Consider the following 16,402-nt stretch of genomic DNA (forward strand, 5'->3'; position numbering starts at 1 on the left):
ATGACCACTGCTTCGTCAGATTCCGGGGCCGCGCCCGACATCCACACCACCGCCGGAAAGCTCGACGACCTGCGGCAACGACTGGCCGAAGCGCGGTATCCGGTCGGCGAGGCAGCGGTGGACAAGATCCACGCCAAGGGCAAGCTCACCGCGCATGAGCGCATCACCTACCTGCTCGACGAGGGGTCGTTCGTCGAACTCGACGCGCTGGCCCGGCATCGCAGCACCAATTTCGGTCTGGCCGACCGTCGTCCGCTCGGCGACGGCGTGGTCACCGGCTACGGCACCATCGACGGCCGCGAGGTGTGCATCTTCTCCCAGGACGTCACCGTGTTCGGCGGCAGCCTCGGCGAGGTGTACGGCGAGAAGATCGTCAAGGTCATGGACCTCGCGATCAAAACCGGACGCCCGCTGATCGGCATCAACGAAGGCGCGGGCGCCCGTATCCAGGAGGGCGTGGTCTCCCTCGGTCTCTACGGCGAGATCTTCTACCGCAACGTCCGCGCGTCGGGCGTCATCCCGCAGATCTCCCTCATCATGGGTCCCGCCGCGGGCGGGCACGTCTACTCCCCCGCGCTCACCGACTTCACCGTGATGGTCGACCAGACCAGCCAGATGTTCGTCACCGGGCCCGACGTGATCAAGACGGTCACCGGCGAGGACGTCACGATGGAAGACCTCGGCGGCGCCACCACCCACATGACGAAATCGGGTGTGGCGCACTATGTCGGCTCCGACGAGGAGGACGCCCTCGACTACGTGAAGGACCTCCTCGGCTATCTGCCCAGCAACAACCGCGCCGACCCGCCGCGCCTGCCGGTGGATCAGCCCGCCGCCGGGTCGATCGAGGACACCCTCACCGAGGAGGACCTCGAACTCGACACGTTGATCCCCGACTCGGCCAATCAGCCCTACGACATGCACGAGGTGATCGAGCACATCGTCGACGACGGCGAATTCCTCGAGGTCCAGGCCGAACGGGCCACCAACATCATCATCGGTTTCGGCAGGGTCGACGGCCGCAGCGTCGGCATCGTGGCCAACCAGCCAACCCAGTTCGCCGGTTGCCTCGACATCAACGCATCGGAGAAGGCCGCACGCTTCGTGCGCACGTGCGACGCGTTCAACGTCCCGATCGTCACCCTCGTCGACGTGCCCGGCTTCCTCCCCGGCACCGACCAGGAATACAACGGCATCATCCGGCGCGGCGCCAAACTGCTCTACGCCTACGGAGAGGCCACGGTCGGCAAGATCACCGTGATCACTCGCAAGGCCTACGGCGGCGCCTACGACGTGATGGGTTCCAAGCACATGGGTGCCGACGTCAACCTGGCCTGGCCCACCGCGCAGATCGCCGTGATGGGCGCGTCCGGCGCCGTCGGATTCGTCTACCGGCATCGGCTGCTGGAAGCCGCGACCACCGGAGAAGACGTCGACGCGCTGCGCCTGCAACTGCAGGAGGAGTACGAGGACACCCTGGTGAACCCGTACGTCGCCGCCGAACGCGGTTACGTCGACGCCGTGATCCCGCCGAGCCACACCCGCGGCCAGATCGCCACCGCGCTGCGGCTGCTCGAACGCAAGGTGGTCAGCGTGCCGCCCAAGAAGCACGGGAACATCCCGCTGTGAGCACGGGGAACACGGGTGACGCAGACCCCACCACGAACGGCAGCGACGATTCCCGTCCGATGCTGCGGATCGTCTCGGGCAACCCCACCGACGAGGACATCGCCGCGCTGGTCGCGGTGCTGACCGCCGCCGGCGGTGGCCCGGCCCCGCATCACGACGCCGGTCCCCGCGACGACTGGGGACGCATCGAGGACAATCTGCGTTCGGCCTGGCCGGCCTCGACCGGATTCCTCCGCGGACGCTGGTGACCTCACACATCGAGGTCATCCTCGGGTCGGCGTCACCAGCCCGTCTGTCGGTGCTGCGACACGCCGGTCTCGCCCCGCGCGTCCTGGTCTCCGACGTCGACGAGGACGCGCTGCTCACCGAACTCGTCGGCGCCGACCCCGGTGACGCGGTGGCCCGCCTCGCCGACGCCAAGGCCGACGCGGTGGTCGCGACGGTCCTCGCCGAACGGGCCGCGGCCCCCGACGTATCCGGACTGCCCGACGTGGTGATCCTGACCTGCGACTCGATGCTGCTGCATCGGGGCACGCTCTCGGGCAAACCACACACCGCCGACGCCGCGATCGCCCAGTGGAAACGGGTGCGCGGGACCGACGGCGAACTGCTCACCGGTCACTGTGCGATGCGGGTGTCGGGTCTCGACGTCGTCGGGCGCACCCACGACACAGCGTCGACGATCATCCGTTTCGGCCACGTGTCCGACGCGGAGATCGAGGCCTACGTGGCCACCGGCGAACCACTCGAGGTGGCCGGCGCCTTCACCCTCGACGGGCTCGGCGGCTGGTTCATCGACGGGATCGAGGGCGACCCGTCGTCGGTCATCGGCATCGGCCTGCCCACCGTGCGGCATCTGCTCGCTCGGCTGGGCATCGCCGTCGCCGACCTCTGGCGCCCCTGACGCCACCGCGCGCGGCAGAGCTCAGGCGAACACTTCGGGCCAGTAGCGGTGCAGACAGTCGATCGGCTGTCCCTGCCGGTTGTAGCTCGGTCCGGCGAACCCGAGGCTGATCGCCGCGATGCGCTGCGGGCTGGTGCCGTGACCCTCACCCGACCTCGCGTCGCCGATCTGGCCGAGCAGCGCCACCGCCTGCACGATGTCGGGAATCGAGAGCTGGTTACGTTTGAGTACCGTGGCCGCCCAGTTGCCGGCGAGACAATCGGCGATCAGCTCGTCGTTGTCCCCGTGCGGTAGGTCGGCGGCGGGCACCCCGCCGGATTTGGCGATGCGGTACACCACGTTGTGGCCGTACTCGTGTGCGATGACGGTGGCCGCGGTGAACTCACCGAGGAACGCCCCCGAACTGCCCAGCAGCCGACCGTTCCAGATGTCGACGAACGTCGACACCGGCAACACCACCGCGCCCTGCCGGCGTTGCCCGGCGCCGGTGGTCGCGGTGTCGAGCGGGCAGAAGAAGGCGTTGGGGGTGTCGGCCTGTACCAGTTCGCGGGCGCCATCGGCATTCGTGCACTGCGACAAGAACTCCCGGCCCTGCTTCACCAGTACCCGACCCGGCTGCGGCTGACCCCACCGCAGACCCGTGAACCACGCCCCCCAGGTGTCGTCGAGGTCGTCGAGCACCGAACCGATGTAGCCCGGAACGGTCTGCGGCGCGTTCGCCGCCGTGACCCTTCCGGTCATCAGGCTCTCCGACGGCGCCGAGAGCATCGGGCACACCGACGGCGTGCAGGCGCCCGGCACCGCGGCCGTGCCCGGTTCCGGCGATCCACCGGGGGTGGTGGCCGTGGGTGAGCTGGTCTCGGTGGTGGTCGGTGCCGAACCGGTCCGGGTCGCCGTGGCCGTGGTGGTCTCGGTGGGCTCGCCGTTGCGCGGGGACGACGACGAGCACGCAGCCACGGCGAGTACCGCGGCGAGGGCCACGACCACGACGGCCGCACGGAGGCACTGCGACGGGCACCTGTCGGGCGCGGGTCGGATCATGCGGGGAAATCTACCAACGGCCGCGGCCCGACCGAATCGACGGCCGACGAATGAATGACGCGATCTCGACTACGCTGTTGAAGGACCAACGCCGGTCCACCGCGCCGCATCGAGCCCAATGGGAGCTGGAGAACTGACCGTGAGTGTTGAAACCGACCCGAATCCGGCATTCGCCGAGTACGCGCATCCCGAGCGTCTGGTGACCACCCAGTGGTTGTCGGCGCACCTGGGCGCCAAGGGTCTCAAGATCGTCGAGTCCGACGAGGATGTGCTGCTCTACGACATCGGTCACATCCCGACGGCACAGAAGATCGACTGGCACCTGCACCTCAACGATCCGGTCACGCGGGACTACATCAACGGTGAGCAGTTCGCAGAACTGATGCGCAGCAAGGGAATCGAGCGCGACGACACCGTGGTGATCTACGGCGACAAGAGCAACTGGTGGGCCGCGTACGCGCTGTGGGTGTTCACCCTGTTCGGGCACGAGGACGTGCGGCTGCTCGACGGCGGGCGCGACGCGTGGATGTCGGAGGACCGCGACACCTCCTTCGACGTCCCCGAATATCCGCGCAGCGATTACCCGGTCGTCGAACGTGACGATTCACGGATCCGGATCTTCGCCGACGAGGTTCGCGCCGCGCTGGGTTCCGAACCGCTCGTCGACGTCCGTTCGCCGCAGGAGTACACCGGCGAACGCACCCACATGCCCGACTATCCCGAGGAGGGCGCGCTGCGCGGCGGACACATCCCCACCGCGGTCTCCATCCCCTGGGCCAAGACGGTCCGATCCGACGGGCGTTTCCGCCCGCGGGCCGAACTCGACGAGATCTACGACGGCCTCGATCCCGCCACCGCCACCATCGCCTACTGCCGTATCGGTGAGCGGTCGAGTCACACCTGGTTCGTCCTGACGCATCTGCTCGGTTTCACCAACGTCCGCAACTACGACGGCTCGTGGACCGAGTGGGGCAACGCGGTCCGTGTACCCATCGCCGTCGGCGATGCGCCCGGCGAAACCCCCGGGTGAACCGGCCATGGCCGCCCTTCCACCGGCCCTCGCCGAGATCGTCGACGACTTTGCTGCGCTTGGCGATTCGGACAAGGTGACGCTGCTGCTCGAGTTCGCGGGCGAGTTACCCCCGCTGCCCGAGTATCTCCACGAGGAGGCCATGGAACCGGTACCGGAGTGCCAGTCGCCGGTGTTCCTCTCCGTCGACGCCGCCGACCCCGCGGCGGTGCGCCTGTTCTTCAGCGCACCGCGGGAGGCGCCCACCACCCGCGGATTCGCGTCGATACTGGCGCAGGGACTCGACAGCGAACCGGCCGAGGTCATCCTCGACGTGCCGGGCGACTTCTACCACGACCTCGGACTCGACGCGGCGGTCAGTCCGCTGCGCCTGCGCGGCATGGCCGGAATGCTCGGCCGCATCAAGAATCAGGTGCGCACACAGACCGGGCGCCGGTGAGCACCGCCGGAACGGCACGCCGATGAAGTTCGTGCAGATCCTGGAAGAGCCGATCGCCCCCGGCGGGCTCGTCGAATGGGTGCCGTCGGTCCGGGGCGGGCTGGCCGCGTGGGACAGCGACTCCCGGCTCACCTCACACAACCACGAGCAGCATCTGCGCTCGGCGTTCGAGTACCGGGCCCGTACCCGGCGCGAGGGCGGCCGCGAGTCGTGGCTCGGCCTGGTGATCGAGTTCGACGAACCCCTGTCGATCCCCGCGATCCGCGCCACCCTGCTCACGTGGATCGACCGCCACGAGGTGCTGCGCAGCCACGTCGTACTGACCGGCGACGGGCTGACCCGGCTCACCACCGCACCGGGCACCGTCGGACTCAAGATGGGCCGGATCGGCTGGTACAACGAGTCCGGTCCGCTGACCGAGCAGGTCGCCGGGGCCTTCGACCGGGCAACCGCTCCCCTGCAATGGCCGGCCTACCTGTTTGCCACGGTGGGCCGGGAGGATTCCTTCACCCTGCTGTTCGCCGCCGACCACTCGCTGGTCGACGGGTACTCGCTGATCACGGCGCAACACGAACTCGTCACGCTCTACCAGTCGCAGCGCGACCATCGCGACGTCGAGTTACCCGAGGTGGGCAGTTACGTCGACTTCAGCGCGCAGGAACGCCGACTGGCCGATCAGACCGGCGCCGACCATCCCGCGGTGCCCACGTGGTCGACGTTTCTGCGGGCGGGCCGAGGCGACATGCCACCGTTCAATGACGGCCTCGGCGGTGAACGCGTTCCCGGTACCGAACCCGACCCGGCCACCGACCCGCCGCAGCAATCGGTGTCGGGGGTGGTGGTCGACGACGACGCGGCCAACCGGTTCACCGCGGTGTGCTCGCAGGCGGGCGGCACGCTGGCCGCCGGTGTTCTGGCCGCGTTCGCGCTGGCCCATCACGGCCAGACCGGCGACTCGGAATTCCGCTGTGTGCTGCCGCGTCACACCCGTGACGAATCCCGGTGGCTCACCGCGCTGGGCTGGTTCGTCGCGGTGGCCCCCTTCTGTCTGGACATGTCCGACTCCCCCACCTTCGATCAGGCGGTCGCGCGCGCCACCACCGAACTCAAACGGGCTCGCCAGGGGGCGTCGTTGCCGTTCCTGCGGGTGGCCGGCCTGATGGGCTACCGGGGCGAACCGCGCTTTGTGATCTCGTTCATCGACACCCGGTACGCACCCGGCGCCGCGGCGGCCGACGCCGGCCGCGCCCGGGTCATCCGCAGCCACAGCTACTCCCCCGACGAGGTGTTCATCTGGATCAACCGGACGCCGTCGGGGATGCGGTTGTCCGCGCGTTTTCCCGCCGACGACAGCGACCCGGACACGCAGCCCGTGCGCCGCTATCTGAAGGATTTCGTCGACCTGGTGCGCACGGTCGGAGACGAGAGCACGTTCAGCATTCAGAGGTGACCCTCGCCGTCACCGATCGTTTGATCGGTGGGTTAGGGTGAACCCCGGACCACCGACAACCGACGCTCAGTAGTCAGGCCCCAGGAGAACAAGTGCCCAGTCCCACGATCAGCAAGATCCTCATCGCCAACCGGGGGGAGATCGCCGTCCGCGTCATCCGGGCCGCTCGTGACGCAGGTATCCCCAGCGTCGCGGTGTATGCGGAACCCGACGCGAACGCGCCGTTCGTGCGGCTGGCAGACGAGGCCTTCGCGCTGGGCGGGCAGACTTCGGCGGAGTCGTATCTGGCCATCGACAAGCTTCTCGACGCGGCCGCCAAGTCCGGCGCCAACGCCGTTCACCCCGGGTACGGCTTCCTGTCGGAGAACGCCGACTTCGCGCAAGCGGTCATCGACGCCGGGCTGATCTGGATCGGTCCGTCGCCGCAGTCGATCCGCGACCTCGGCGACAAGGTGACCGCACGCCACATCGCGCTGCGCGCGGACGCGCCGATGGCCCCGGGCACCAAGGACCCGGTCAAGGACGCCGACGAGGTGGTGGCCTTCGCCGAGGAGTTCGGTGTCCCGGTGGCCATCAAGGCGGCGTTCGGTGGCGGTGGTCGCGGCATGAAGGTGGCCTACTCCATCGAGGAGATCCCCGAACTGTACGAGTCGGCGCACCGTGAGGCCACCGCCGCGTTCGGCCGCGGTGAGTGTTTCGTCGAGCGTTATCTCGACAAGGCCCGCCACGTCGAGGCACAGGTGATCGCCGACCAGCACGGCAACGTGATCGTTGCCGGCACCCGCGACTGCTCGCTGCAGCGCCGGTTCCAGAAGCTCGTCGAGGAGGCCCCGGCGCCGTTCCTCACCACCGAGCAGCGTGAGCGCATTCACTCGTCGGCCAAGGCGATCTGCCGCGAGGCCGGCTACTACGGTGCGGGCACCGTCGAATTCATGGTGAGCGCCGACGGCCTCATCTCGTTCCTGGAGGTCAACACCCGACTGCAGGTGGAGCATCCGGTGACCGAGGAGACCGCGGGCATCGACCTGGTGCGCCAGCAGTTCCGCATCGCCAACGGCGAGAAGCTGGAGCTCTCCGCCGACCCCGAACCCCGCGGGCACGCCTTCGAGTTCCGCATCAACGGCGAGGACGCGGGACGCAACTTCCTGCCGGCTCCCGGCCCGGTGACCGTCTACCACGAGCCTGCGGGTCCCGGTGTGCGCGTGGATTCCGGTGTGGAGCAGGGCAGCGTGATCGGCGGACAGTTCGATTCGATGCTGGCCAAGCTGATCGTCACCGGCGAGACCCGCGAGCAGGCGCTCGAACGCGCCCGCCGCGCGCTGTCGGAGTACCGCATCGAGGGCCTGGCCACGGTGTTGCCGTTCCATCGTCACATCGTGTCCAACCCCGCCTTCGTCGGGCGGACCACCGACGACGGCACCGAGACGTTCGACGTGTACACCAAGTGGATCGAAACCGAGTGGGACAACCCGATCGAGCCGTACACCGGTGGCGAGCCCATCGAGGACGAGGAGCTGCCGCGGCAGAGCGTCGTCGTCGAGGTCGGTGGACGTCGCGTCGAGGTGTCGCTGCCCGGTGACCTTGCGCTGGGTGGCGGCGGGTCGGCGGCGCATGGCGTCGTACACAAGAAGCCCAAGCCGCGTGCCCGCAAGAAGGGCGGCGGTGCTGCCGCCTCCGGCGACGCGGTGACCGCACCGATGCAGGGCACCGTGGTGAAGATCGCTGTCGAAGAGGGCCAGCAGGTGGCCGCGGGCGATCTGGTGGTGGTCCTGGAGGCCATGAAGATGGAGAACCCGGTGACCGCGCACAAGGACGGTGTGGTCACCGGCCTGGCCGTCGAGGCCGGCGCGGCGGTCACCCAGGGCACCGTTCTGCTCGAACTCAAATAGCGCTCAGCAGGTGGAGCCGGTCGAGATCAATGCCGGTTCGTGGTATCTGCGCGGCCTACGTGCCGATGATCGGCTCTCGGATGCGGCCGCCCTCGCAGAGCTGGGTGTCGATGACCCGGTGCGGTACGTGGCGGGCGCCGACGCCGGCTGGCGAGACGAAACCACGTTCACCTGGGCGGTGTGTGTGCCGACCACCGGTGAGTTGATCGCACTGATCGGGCTGACCCCGGCCGCCGACGCGGCGAAGTCCGGTGTAGCCCAGTCCGGCACAGCGGAGCCCGGTGCAGCGCAGTCCGGTACAGCGCAGTCCGGCACAGCGGTGCTCTCCGGCTGCTGCCGCGCCGGCGGAGCCGACGCGATGACCGCCGCGGTGGCCCCGGTGTCCCGATTCGCTGCCGGCGCCCTCGGCCTGTCGGTGACCGGCGCATTGATCGATGCCATACCGCCGGTGATTGTGTGACGGAGTGGACAGCTCGATCCCGGACTCACCTCGCGGTGCGGTTGCGTTGAACTCTGTGAGGGAGGGAAATCCACCACAATCACGGAGGTTTCACACCATGGCAGACTTTCACAACATCACGGTGCTCGGTGCAGGCGTACTGGGCTCCCAGATCGCCTTCCAGTCCGCGTTCAAGGGTTTCGACGTCATCTCCTATGACGTCAGCGACAAGGCGCTCGCGGCTGCGGAGAAGCGCTTCGACGGCCTCGTCGAGACGTACAAGGCCGAGGTTCCCGACGCCGGGAACGGCGCCGCGGAGGCCGGCCGCGCCCGCATCACACTGACCAGCGACCTGGCCAAGGCCGTCGCCGACGCCGACCTCGTCATCGAAGCGGTGCCCGAGGTTCTCGAACTCAAGCAGGAGATCTACCGCAAGCTCGCCGACCTCGCGCCGGCGAAGACGATATTCGCCACCAACTCGTCGTCGCTGCTGCCCAGCGACCTCAAGGCATGCACCGGCCGCCCCGACCGATTCCTCGCACTGCACTTCGCCAATCGCGTGTGGCAGTTCAACACCGCCGAGGTGATGGGGACCAGCGACACCGACCCCAAGGTCTACGACGAGGTGGTCGAGTTCGCCAAGCAGATCGGGATGGTGCCGATCCAGCTGCACAAGGAGAAGGCCGGCTACGTCCTCAACACGTTGCTGATCCCGTTCCTCAACGCCGGACTCGAACTCGTCGCCGGCGGCTACGCCGACCCCGAGGATGTCGACGAGACGTGGCGGATCGCCACCGGATCACCGCTGGGTCCGATGCAGATCTACGACGTGATCGGGCTGGAGACGCCGTACAACATCCTGATGAACGGCGACCAGGGCAACCGGCACCTCGGTGCCTGGCTCAAGGCCAACTACATCGACGAGGGCAAGCTGGGCATGGCCAGCGGCGAAGGCTTCTACACCTACCCTGCCAAGTCTTCCGCCTCCTGAGGTCGGGTCCGCCGAGTCGATGGGCTCACACCCCGATTCGGTCGGCTCACCGGTGATCCCGGTCGAGTCCCGAGGCCAGATCCGAACACTCCACCTCGACGACGCTGTGGGCGTGTGCGCGCAGATAGCGCGCCGCGCCCACATCGCCGTCGAGGGAGTCGATCACCCCGTCGAGGTGCTCGGCTCCCAGATACACCGGGTGGCCGGGATGGCCGCGATAGGTGACGCGCACCAATCGGTCCGGTGCACGGGCGGCGGCGTCGAGGAGCCGGCCGACCACCTCACCGCCGACGTCGGGCATGTCAACAACATGTAAAACCACACCGGCGAACCGGTTGCCGCGTCGAGCCCACCGCAACGCCGCGCGCACCGTCGCCGACAATCCGTCCGACCAATCGTCCACCACCAGCCCGACGGTGTCGTCGGGTGGTTCGATCACCGCCGCACCCATCGCCACGGCCACCTCGTCGCATCCCCCACCGCGTAGTGCCGCCACCGCATTCTGTAGCCATACTCCTTGTGCAGCAAGGATTTTCGGCTGCCCGAAGCGCGTTCCGGCACCAGCCGCGAGTACCACGCCGGCCACCGACGTCCCCGTGCGCGCGCGACCGGGGTTCCCGTCGGATGATCGCAGAGTCATGATGTGCGCCGATGGTAGGCGCACCCGTCCGTTCTGTCCCCTTTACCCAGGCGAAATATACGATCCGCGCCTCGCGCGAATGCGGCCCGCGGTCCACTATTTATCTGCCGGTGAGCCGCGCCACGTCCATGGCGCACGAAAGCACACCGACGCAGTGGGCACAGTCGCGCTTGGGCACAGTCGTGTGAAGGGGATCTCGTCATGGCAACCGATTCGGCACCGGCCGCACCGGCCAAAAAGAACAAGAGGGTTCATCCCGTCGATCAGGTGCCACCACCCGGCAAACTCGTCGCGCTCGGCGCCCAGCACGTCGTCGCCTTCTACGCCGGAGCCGTGCTGGTGCCGATCCTGATCGCCAACGCGATCGGCCTCGACAGCGCCGACCTCACCAAACTCATCACCGCCGACCTGTTCACGTGCGGCATCGCCTCGCTGCTGCAGTCGGTGGGCATCTGGAAGATCGGCGTGCGGCTGCCGCTGCTGCAGGGCATCACCTTCGCCACGCTGGCACCGGTGATCCACATCGCCAACCAGAACGGCGGCGGCACCGTCGGCCTGCAGACGGTGTACGGCGCAGTGATCGCCGCCGGCGCCTTCACCTTCCTCATCGCCCCGTACTTCGCCAGGCTGATCAGATTTCTGCCCCCCGTGGTGACCGGAACGCTGATCACCATCATCGGCGTCTGCCTGATCCCGGTCGGTGCCGGCGACGCGGTCACCAACCCCGTCGGCGAGAACGCCGGCCTGCACGACTCCGCCAACTGGAAATGGGTCTGCTACACCCTCGGCACCATCCTGCTGATCGTGTTGATGCAGCGCTTCTTCAAGGGCTTCATGGCGACCATCGCGGTGCTGCTCGGACTGGTGGTGGGCACGCTGGTCGCCTGGCTGTGCGGCGACGCCTCCTTCACCGACGTCGGCAAGTCGAGCTGGCTGGGCTTCACCCCGCCGTTCTATTTCGGATGGCCGCGCTGGGACATCGTCGCCATCGTCTCGCTGATCGTGGTGCTGCTCGTGGTGGCCGTCGAATCCACCGGCTCGGTGTTCGCCACCGGTGAGATCGTCGGTAAGCGCATCCGCAAGGAAGACATCGCGGCCACCGTGCGCGCCGACGGACTGGCCACCGTGATCGGCGGCTCGTTCAACTCGTTCCCCTACACGGCGTTCTCCGAGAACGTCGGCCTGGTGCGACTGACCGGCGTCAAGAGCCGCTGGGTGGTCGCCTGCGCCGGCTGCATCATGATCATCCTCGGCCTGATCCCCAAGCTCGCCGGTGTGGTGCAGTCGATTCCGTCGCCGGTACTCGGCGGCGCCGCGCTGATCATGTTCGCCACCGTCGCCATCGTCGGCATCCAGACGCTCACCGCGGTCGACTTCACCGACCACCGCAACCTCATCATCGCCGCCACCTCACTGGCCGTGGCGCTCTATGTACAGTTCTCGCAGTCGTCGACGCCGACGTCGGTCATCGAGAAGGGCGGCGAGGTGGTCAAGGTGCCCGCCCTGCCCGGCGTGGACGAGGCGATGCCCAACATCTTCCTGCAGATCCCCTTCTCCACGGGCATCACGATGGGTGCCATCACCGCGATCCTGTTGAATCTCTTGTTCTTCCACATCGGATCGCGGGGACCGGCGGTGGCCGGCGGCGGCGCCATCACACTCGACGAGGTCAACAAGATGACCCGGGAGATGTTCCGCGACGTCTTCGGCGAGGTGGTGCAGAGTGTCGACTGGGTGCTCGACCGCGCCTGGGCGCAGCGGCCTTTCGAGGACGTCCACGACCTGCGCATCGCCTTCCAGGAGGCCATGCTCACCGGCAGCGACGAGCAACAACTCCAGCTCATCAAGGCGTTCCCCGACCTGGGCGCCGAAGACGAGACGGGCACGCTGAGGGCGGTCGACCACAAGGGTCTCTCCCATCTCGAGGAGACCGAGCACGAGAACGTGGTGAACCTGGCGTCGGCCTACCGCGATCACTTCGGCTTCCCGCTGGTCATCTGCGCTCGGGAGACCGAACGCTACGACAGGGTGCTGCGCAACGGCTGGGCGCGGATGGATAACTCGGAGATCTCCGAGAAGTCGTTCGCACTGATCGAGATCGCCAAGATCGTCAACTACCGATTCGACGATCTCGTGGCCGACGCGAACCCGATCACCTCGGCCCGGTTCAGCCGCCAGCCCGAGCTCTCGTAGGCTGTCCGCGTGCGACGCGTGGATTGGCGAGGATTGTCCAGTTTCAACGACCTGACCGAACGTCAGGCCATCGGATCGCTCTACGAGTGCTGCAGTTCGTCGATCTGGGCGCTGCGGGTGGCGCGGGCCCGCCCGTTCTCCGACGACGAGGCGCTGCTCGAATACGCCGACCTGATCCTCGCCGAACTCACCGAGGCCGACCTCGACGAAGCCCTGGCCGGGCATCCACGGATCGGTGACCGTCCCGACAACCCGTCGTCGTCGCGGGAACAGTCGGGTGTCACCGGCGCCGATCCGGCGGTGCTGGCCGAACTCAAGGAACTCAACAAGGCCTACGACGAGAAGTTCGGGCATGTGTATCTGGTGTTCGCCAATGGCCGGCCCGCCGACGAACTGCTGGCGATCCTCAAGGAACGCCTGCGCAACGACGCCGAGACCGAACGCCGGGTGATGCGGATGGAACTGGCCAAGATCAACCGCAGCCGCCTGCAGCGCATGCTGACCCCCGCGGTGCAGTTCGTCGATGACTAGGGTGACACCATGACAGGTCTGTCCACGCACGTCCTCAACGCCGTCTCCGGCGCCCCCGCGGTGGGGATGTCGGTGAGCCTGCGCGCCGTCGACGGCGAGGAACTCGCCACCGGGGTCACCGACGACGACGGCCGCATCTCCCAGGTGAACCGGGATCCGTTGGCGCCCGGCACATATCACCTGGTGTTCGCCACCGGCGAATGGTTCGACGGCAACGGGATCGTCGGCTTCTTCCCGCAGGTCGACATCTGCTTCACCGTCGACGACCCGTCCCGGCACTATCACGTCCCGATCCTGCTGAGTCCGTACTCGTACTCCACCTATCGCGGTAGCTGACGGTTCACGATCTCGGCAACCCCGGTGCGGCGGCGACGGCGTCGATCGCCGACCCACGGTCGGTGAGGTCGTAGGCAAAGGTGCTGATGCCGCGGCACAGAGGGTGCAGGACACCCTCACCGCAACGTCCATTACGCTGGTTCGCGCAGTTGGTTCGTCCGCGCGCACCGTGATCGCAGCGCGCGGCGTCGAGCCCGGTCCCGGATTCCGTCCGGCTCCCCGGGTGAGAGGGAATCCGGTGGGAATCCGGAACTGTCCCGCAGCGGTATGTCGGAACGACCGCCGTCATCAGCACTGGGTGCACTGCGCCCGGGAAGCGACGGCCAGTAGGTGTAACGCCCGTCCGGGTGTGCGAGCCGGCGAGTCCGAAGACCTGCCTGCTGTACCGGCCGCGCCGCGGCCGGTGGCTCGCCGCCTCGAGGACTGGGCGCAGGTCGATCATGCCATCCGTGGTGCCCGCTCCGGTGCGGCACCCGTGGCTTGTCGATGCTCCCTGCAGGGCGGTGAACCGTTGACATCCAGTGCAGGAGTACACGACTCATGTCCATCAGTTCCCATGCCGGCGCCTCCGCGGGTCCCACCTCGGGGCCGGTCGCCGCGCCGTTCACCACCACCGTTCCCGGCACCGGACGTATCGGTCCGCGCCGCGAACTCAAACGCGCCGTCGAGGGCTACTGGCGCGGCACGGTCGGCGCCGCCGACCTCGAACAGACCGCCGCCGGGTTGCGCCGCGACACCATCGATCAGTTGGTCGCGGCCGGATTCGACTCGATCCCGATCAACACGTTCTCCTACTACGACCAGATGCTCGACGCCACCGTGCTCTTCGATGCGCTACCGGAGCGTTTCACGGCCATCGGCGACGATCTCGACCGCTACTTCGCCGCGGCCCGCGGCACCGGCGACCTCACGCCGATGGAGATGACGAAGTGGTTCGACACCAACTACCACTATCTCGTTCCCGAGATCTCCCCCGACACCACATTCGGACTCAACCCCGCCAAGCTTCTCGGCGAGGTGTCCGAGGCCCACGCCGCGGGTGTCCCGGCGCGCCCGGTGATCATAGGACCGATCACCTATCTGGCGCTGGCCAAGGCCGTTGACGGCGGCGTCGACCCGCTGCGTCGCCTCGACGACCTGCTGCCGCGGTACACCGAACTGCTCACTCTGTTGGCGGCGACCGGTGTCGGCTGGGTGCAGATCGACGAGCCCGTACTGGTCACCGACATCGCCGACGGCCTTCCGGCGCTGGCACACTCGGTGTATTCGGCGCTGGCCGCTCCGGCCGGGCGCCCGGCGATCCTGGTCAGCACCTACTTCGGCGATCCCGGCGAGTCGCTGGCCGCACTGGCCCGCACACCGGTGGAGGCGATCGGCGTCGACCTGGTCGAGGGCTCGGTGGACTCCGTGGTCGCCGTACCCGAACTGGCCGGCAAACTGCTCGTCGCCGGAGTGGTCGATGGCCGCAATGTGTGGCGCACCGACCTCGACAAGGCGCTCGCCACACTCGGAACTGTGCTGGGTTCGGTACGGGCACTGGCGGTGTCGACGTCGTGCTCCACCCTGCACGTGCCCTACACGCTCGACGGTGAGAACGAACTCGACGCGAATCTGCGTGGCTGGCTGGCCTTCGCCGCCGAGAAGTACCACGAGGTGGCCACCTTGTCGCGGGCGCTGCGCGACGGGCGCGAGTCGCAGGCGGAGGCGTTCGCGGCGTCGGCCGCCGCCCTGTCCACCCGGGCCACCGATCCGCGGGTGCACGTGGCGTCGGTGCGCGAGCGGCTGGCCGCGATCTCGGCCGGCGACGTGACCCGCGGTCGGGCCGCCGAACGGATAGAAGCACAGAACACACGGCTGCAGCTGCCGGTGCTGCCGACCACCAAGATCGGCTCCTATCCGCAGACGTCGTCGATCCGGCTGGCGCGCGCCGCCCTGCGTTCCGGCGAAATCGACCACGCCGGATACGAGCGCCGGATGAAAACGGAAATCGCCGATGTGGTTGCGCTGCAGGAGACGCTCGGCCTCGACGTGCTGGTGCACGGCGAGCCCGAGCGCAACGACATGGTGCAGTACTTCGCCGAACAGCTCGACGGCTTCTTCGCCACCACGAACGGCTGGGTGCAGTCCTACGGCACCCGCTGCGTCCGTCCGCCGATCCTCTTCGGCGACGTGGTGCGTCCGCGACCGATGACCGTGGACTGGATCACCTACGCGCAGTCGCTGACCGACAAGCCGGTCAAGGGCATGCTCACCGGTCCGGTCACCATCCTGGCGTGGTCGTTCGTCCGCGACGACCAGCCGCTGTCGGTGTCGGCCAACGAGATCGCGCTCGCCATCCGGGACGAGACCATCGACCTGGAACGGGCCGGTGTCAGCATCATCCAGGTGGACGAACCGGCCCTGCGCGAATTACTGCCACTGCGCGACGCCGACAAGCCCGCGTATCTGGAGTGGGCGGTGCGGGCGTTCCGGCTGGCGACGTCGGGCATCACCGACGCCGTGCAGATCCACACTCACCTGTGCTACTCCGAGTTCGGTGAGGTGATCGGCGCGATCGCCGATCTCGATGCCGACGTCACCTCGATCGAGGCGGCACGCTCGGCGATGGAGGTGCTCGACGACCTCAACGAGGTGGGCTTTGCCAACGCTGTGGGTCCTGGTGTGTACGACATCCACTCGCCGCGCGTCCCGTCCCCCGCGGAGATCGAGGTGTCGCTGCGGGCGGCACTGGCCGCGGTGGGCCCGCAACGGCTGTGGGTGAATCCCGACTGCGGCCTGAAAACCCGCACCACCGAGGAGGTCACCGCGGCACTGACCAACCTGGTGTCCGCGGCCACCGCGGTGCGTTCCGAAGTCGGCTGAGTTCGCATGTGTCCAGAAGGGTCACCGC

General features: G+C 68.0%; 15 protein-coding genes and 1 riboswitch. Of the genes, 13 read left to right on the plus strand and 2 right to left on the minus strand.

The window, feature by feature from the left end; all coding sequences use genetic code 11:
• Genes ACWDTD_RS05350 through ACWDTD_RS05360 form a run of 3 tightly spaced genes read left to right on the plus strand, consistent with a single transcriptional unit; the run spans nucleotide 1 to nucleotide 2,533 of the window.
• A complete protein-coding gene (locus ACWDTD_RS05350) occupies nucleotides 1-1,629 on the plus strand; it encodes an acyl-CoA carboxylase subunit beta (RefSeq protein WP_449746036.1) in 1,629 nt (542 codons plus the stop codon).
• Nucleotides 1,626-1,877 (plus strand): acyl-CoA carboxylase epsilon subunit, encoded by a 252-nt coding sequence (locus ACWDTD_RS05355; protein WP_449746037.1) that lies wholly within the window; start codon nucleotides 1,626-1,628, stop codon nucleotides 1,875-1,877. The genes ACWDTD_RS05350 and ACWDTD_RS05355 overlap by 4 nt, the downstream gene beginning before the upstream one ends.
• Nucleotides 1,874-2,533, plus strand: coding sequence for a Maf family protein (locus ACWDTD_RS05360; protein ID WP_449746038.1), 660 nt, complete (start codon nucleotides 1,874-1,876; stop codon nucleotides 2,531-2,533). Before ACWDTD_RS05355 ends, ACWDTD_RS05360 begins: the two co-directional genes overlap by 4 nt.
• 21 nt (nucleotides 2,534-2,554) lie before the next feature.
• Here the strand turns inward: ACWDTD_RS05360 and ACWDTD_RS05365 are convergent, their stop codons facing one another.
• Nucleotides 2,555-3,574 carry a neutral zinc metallopeptidase gene (locus ACWDTD_RS05365; RefSeq protein WP_449746039.1) on the minus strand — a complete coding sequence of 340 codons (1,020 nt, stop codon included), beginning with the start codon at nucleotides 3,572-3,574 and terminating at the stop codon, nucleotides 2,555-2,557.
• 139 nt (nucleotides 3,575-3,713) lie between these two features.
• On the opposite strand from ACWDTD_RS05365, the gene ACWDTD_RS05370 reads away from it, so the two are divergent.
• The 6 genes from ACWDTD_RS05370 to ACWDTD_RS05395 all read left to right on the plus strand — a co-directional run bounded on the left by ACWDTD_RS05370 (nucleotide 3,714) and on the right by ACWDTD_RS05395 (nucleotide 9,812).
• Nucleotides 3,714-4,604, plus strand: a complete 891-nt coding sequence (locus tag ACWDTD_RS05370; RefSeq protein WP_449746040.1) for a sulfurtransferase — start codon at nucleotides 3,714-3,716, stop codon at nucleotides 4,602-4,604.
• A 7-nt stretch (nucleotides 4,605-4,611) separates the two neighbouring features.
• Nucleotides 4,612-5,043: a SufE family protein gene (locus tag ACWDTD_RS05375; protein ID WP_449746041.1), complete on the plus strand. Its 432-nt coding sequence runs from the start codon at nucleotides 4,612-4,614 to the stop codon at nucleotides 5,041-5,043.
• A 22-nt stretch (nucleotides 5,044-5,065) separates the two neighbouring features.
• On the plus strand, nucleotides 5,066-6,493 hold the full coding sequence (locus ACWDTD_RS05380) for a condensation domain-containing protein (RefSeq protein WP_449746042.1): 1,428 nt from the start codon (nucleotides 5,066-5,068) through the stop codon (nucleotides 6,491-6,493).
• A 92-nt stretch (nucleotides 6,494-6,585) separates the two neighbouring features.
• A complete protein-coding gene (locus ACWDTD_RS05385; RefSeq protein ID WP_449746043.1) occupies nucleotides 6,586-8,382 on the plus strand; it encodes an acetyl/propionyl/methylcrotonyl-CoA carboxylase subunit alpha in 1,797 nt (598 codons plus the stop codon).
• A gap of 10 nt (nucleotides 8,383-8,392) precedes the next feature.
• Nucleotides 8,393-8,842 (plus strand): hypothetical protein, encoded by a 450-nt coding sequence (locus ACWDTD_RS05390; protein WP_449746044.1) that lies wholly within the window; start codon nucleotides 8,393-8,395, stop codon nucleotides 8,840-8,842.
• A gap of 97 nt (nucleotides 8,843-8,939) precedes the next feature.
• On the plus strand, nucleotides 8,940-9,812 hold the full coding sequence (locus ACWDTD_RS05395) for a 3-hydroxyacyl-CoA dehydrogenase (RefSeq protein WP_449746045.1): 873 nt from the start codon (nucleotides 8,940-8,942) through the stop codon (nucleotides 9,810-9,812).
• 46 nt (nucleotides 9,813-9,858) lie between these two features.
• Here ACWDTD_RS05395 and ACWDTD_RS05400 read toward each other — a convergent pair whose 3' ends face one another.
• Nucleotides 9,859-10,452: a nucleotidyltransferase family protein gene (locus ACWDTD_RS05400; protein WP_449746046.1), complete on the minus strand. Its 594-nt coding sequence runs from the start codon at nucleotides 10,450-10,452 to the stop codon at nucleotides 9,859-9,861.
• Nucleotides 10,453-10,653: 201 nt separating this feature from the next.
• Between ACWDTD_RS05400 and ACWDTD_RS05405 the strand changes: the two genes are divergently transcribed.
• The 4 genes from ACWDTD_RS05405 (at nucleotide 10,654) to metE (ending at nucleotide 16,374) form a co-directional block, all read left to right on the plus strand.
• The gene (locus ACWDTD_RS05405; RefSeq protein WP_449746047.1) at nucleotides 10,654-12,645 is read left to right on the plus strand and encodes a solute carrier family 23 protein; all 1,992 of its coding nucleotides are present in this window, start codon (nucleotides 10,654-10,656) and stop codon (nucleotides 12,643-12,645) included.
• A 9-nt stretch (nucleotides 12,646-12,654) separates the two neighbouring features.
• Nucleotides 12,655-13,176 (plus strand): 2-oxo-4-hydroxy-4-carboxy-5-ureidoimidazoline decarboxylase, encoded by a 522-nt coding sequence (gene uraD, locus ACWDTD_RS05410; protein WP_449746048.1) that lies wholly within the window; start codon nucleotides 12,655-12,657, stop codon nucleotides 13,174-13,176.
• Nucleotides 13,177-13,185: 9 nt separating this feature from the next.
• Nucleotides 13,186-13,512, plus strand: coding sequence for a hydroxyisourate hydrolase (uraH, locus tag ACWDTD_RS05415; RefSeq protein WP_449746049.1), 327 nt, complete (start codon nucleotides 13,186-13,188; stop codon nucleotides 13,510-13,512).
• A gap of 204 nt (nucleotides 13,513-13,716) precedes the next feature.
• Nucleotides 13,717-13,907, plus strand: a riboswitch (cobalamin riboswitch).
• Between the two features lie 145 nt (nucleotides 13,908-14,052).
• Complete coding sequence (gene metE, locus ACWDTD_RS05420; protein WP_449746050.1) at nucleotides 14,053-16,374, plus strand: 5-methyltetrahydropteroyltriglutamate--homocysteine S-methyltransferase; 2,322 nt, start codon at nucleotides 14,053-14,055, stop codon at nucleotides 16,372-16,374.
• Nucleotides 16,375-16,402 lie beyond the last annotated feature (28 nt).

This window comes from Gordonia sp. NPDC003425 (assembly GCF_053588635.1).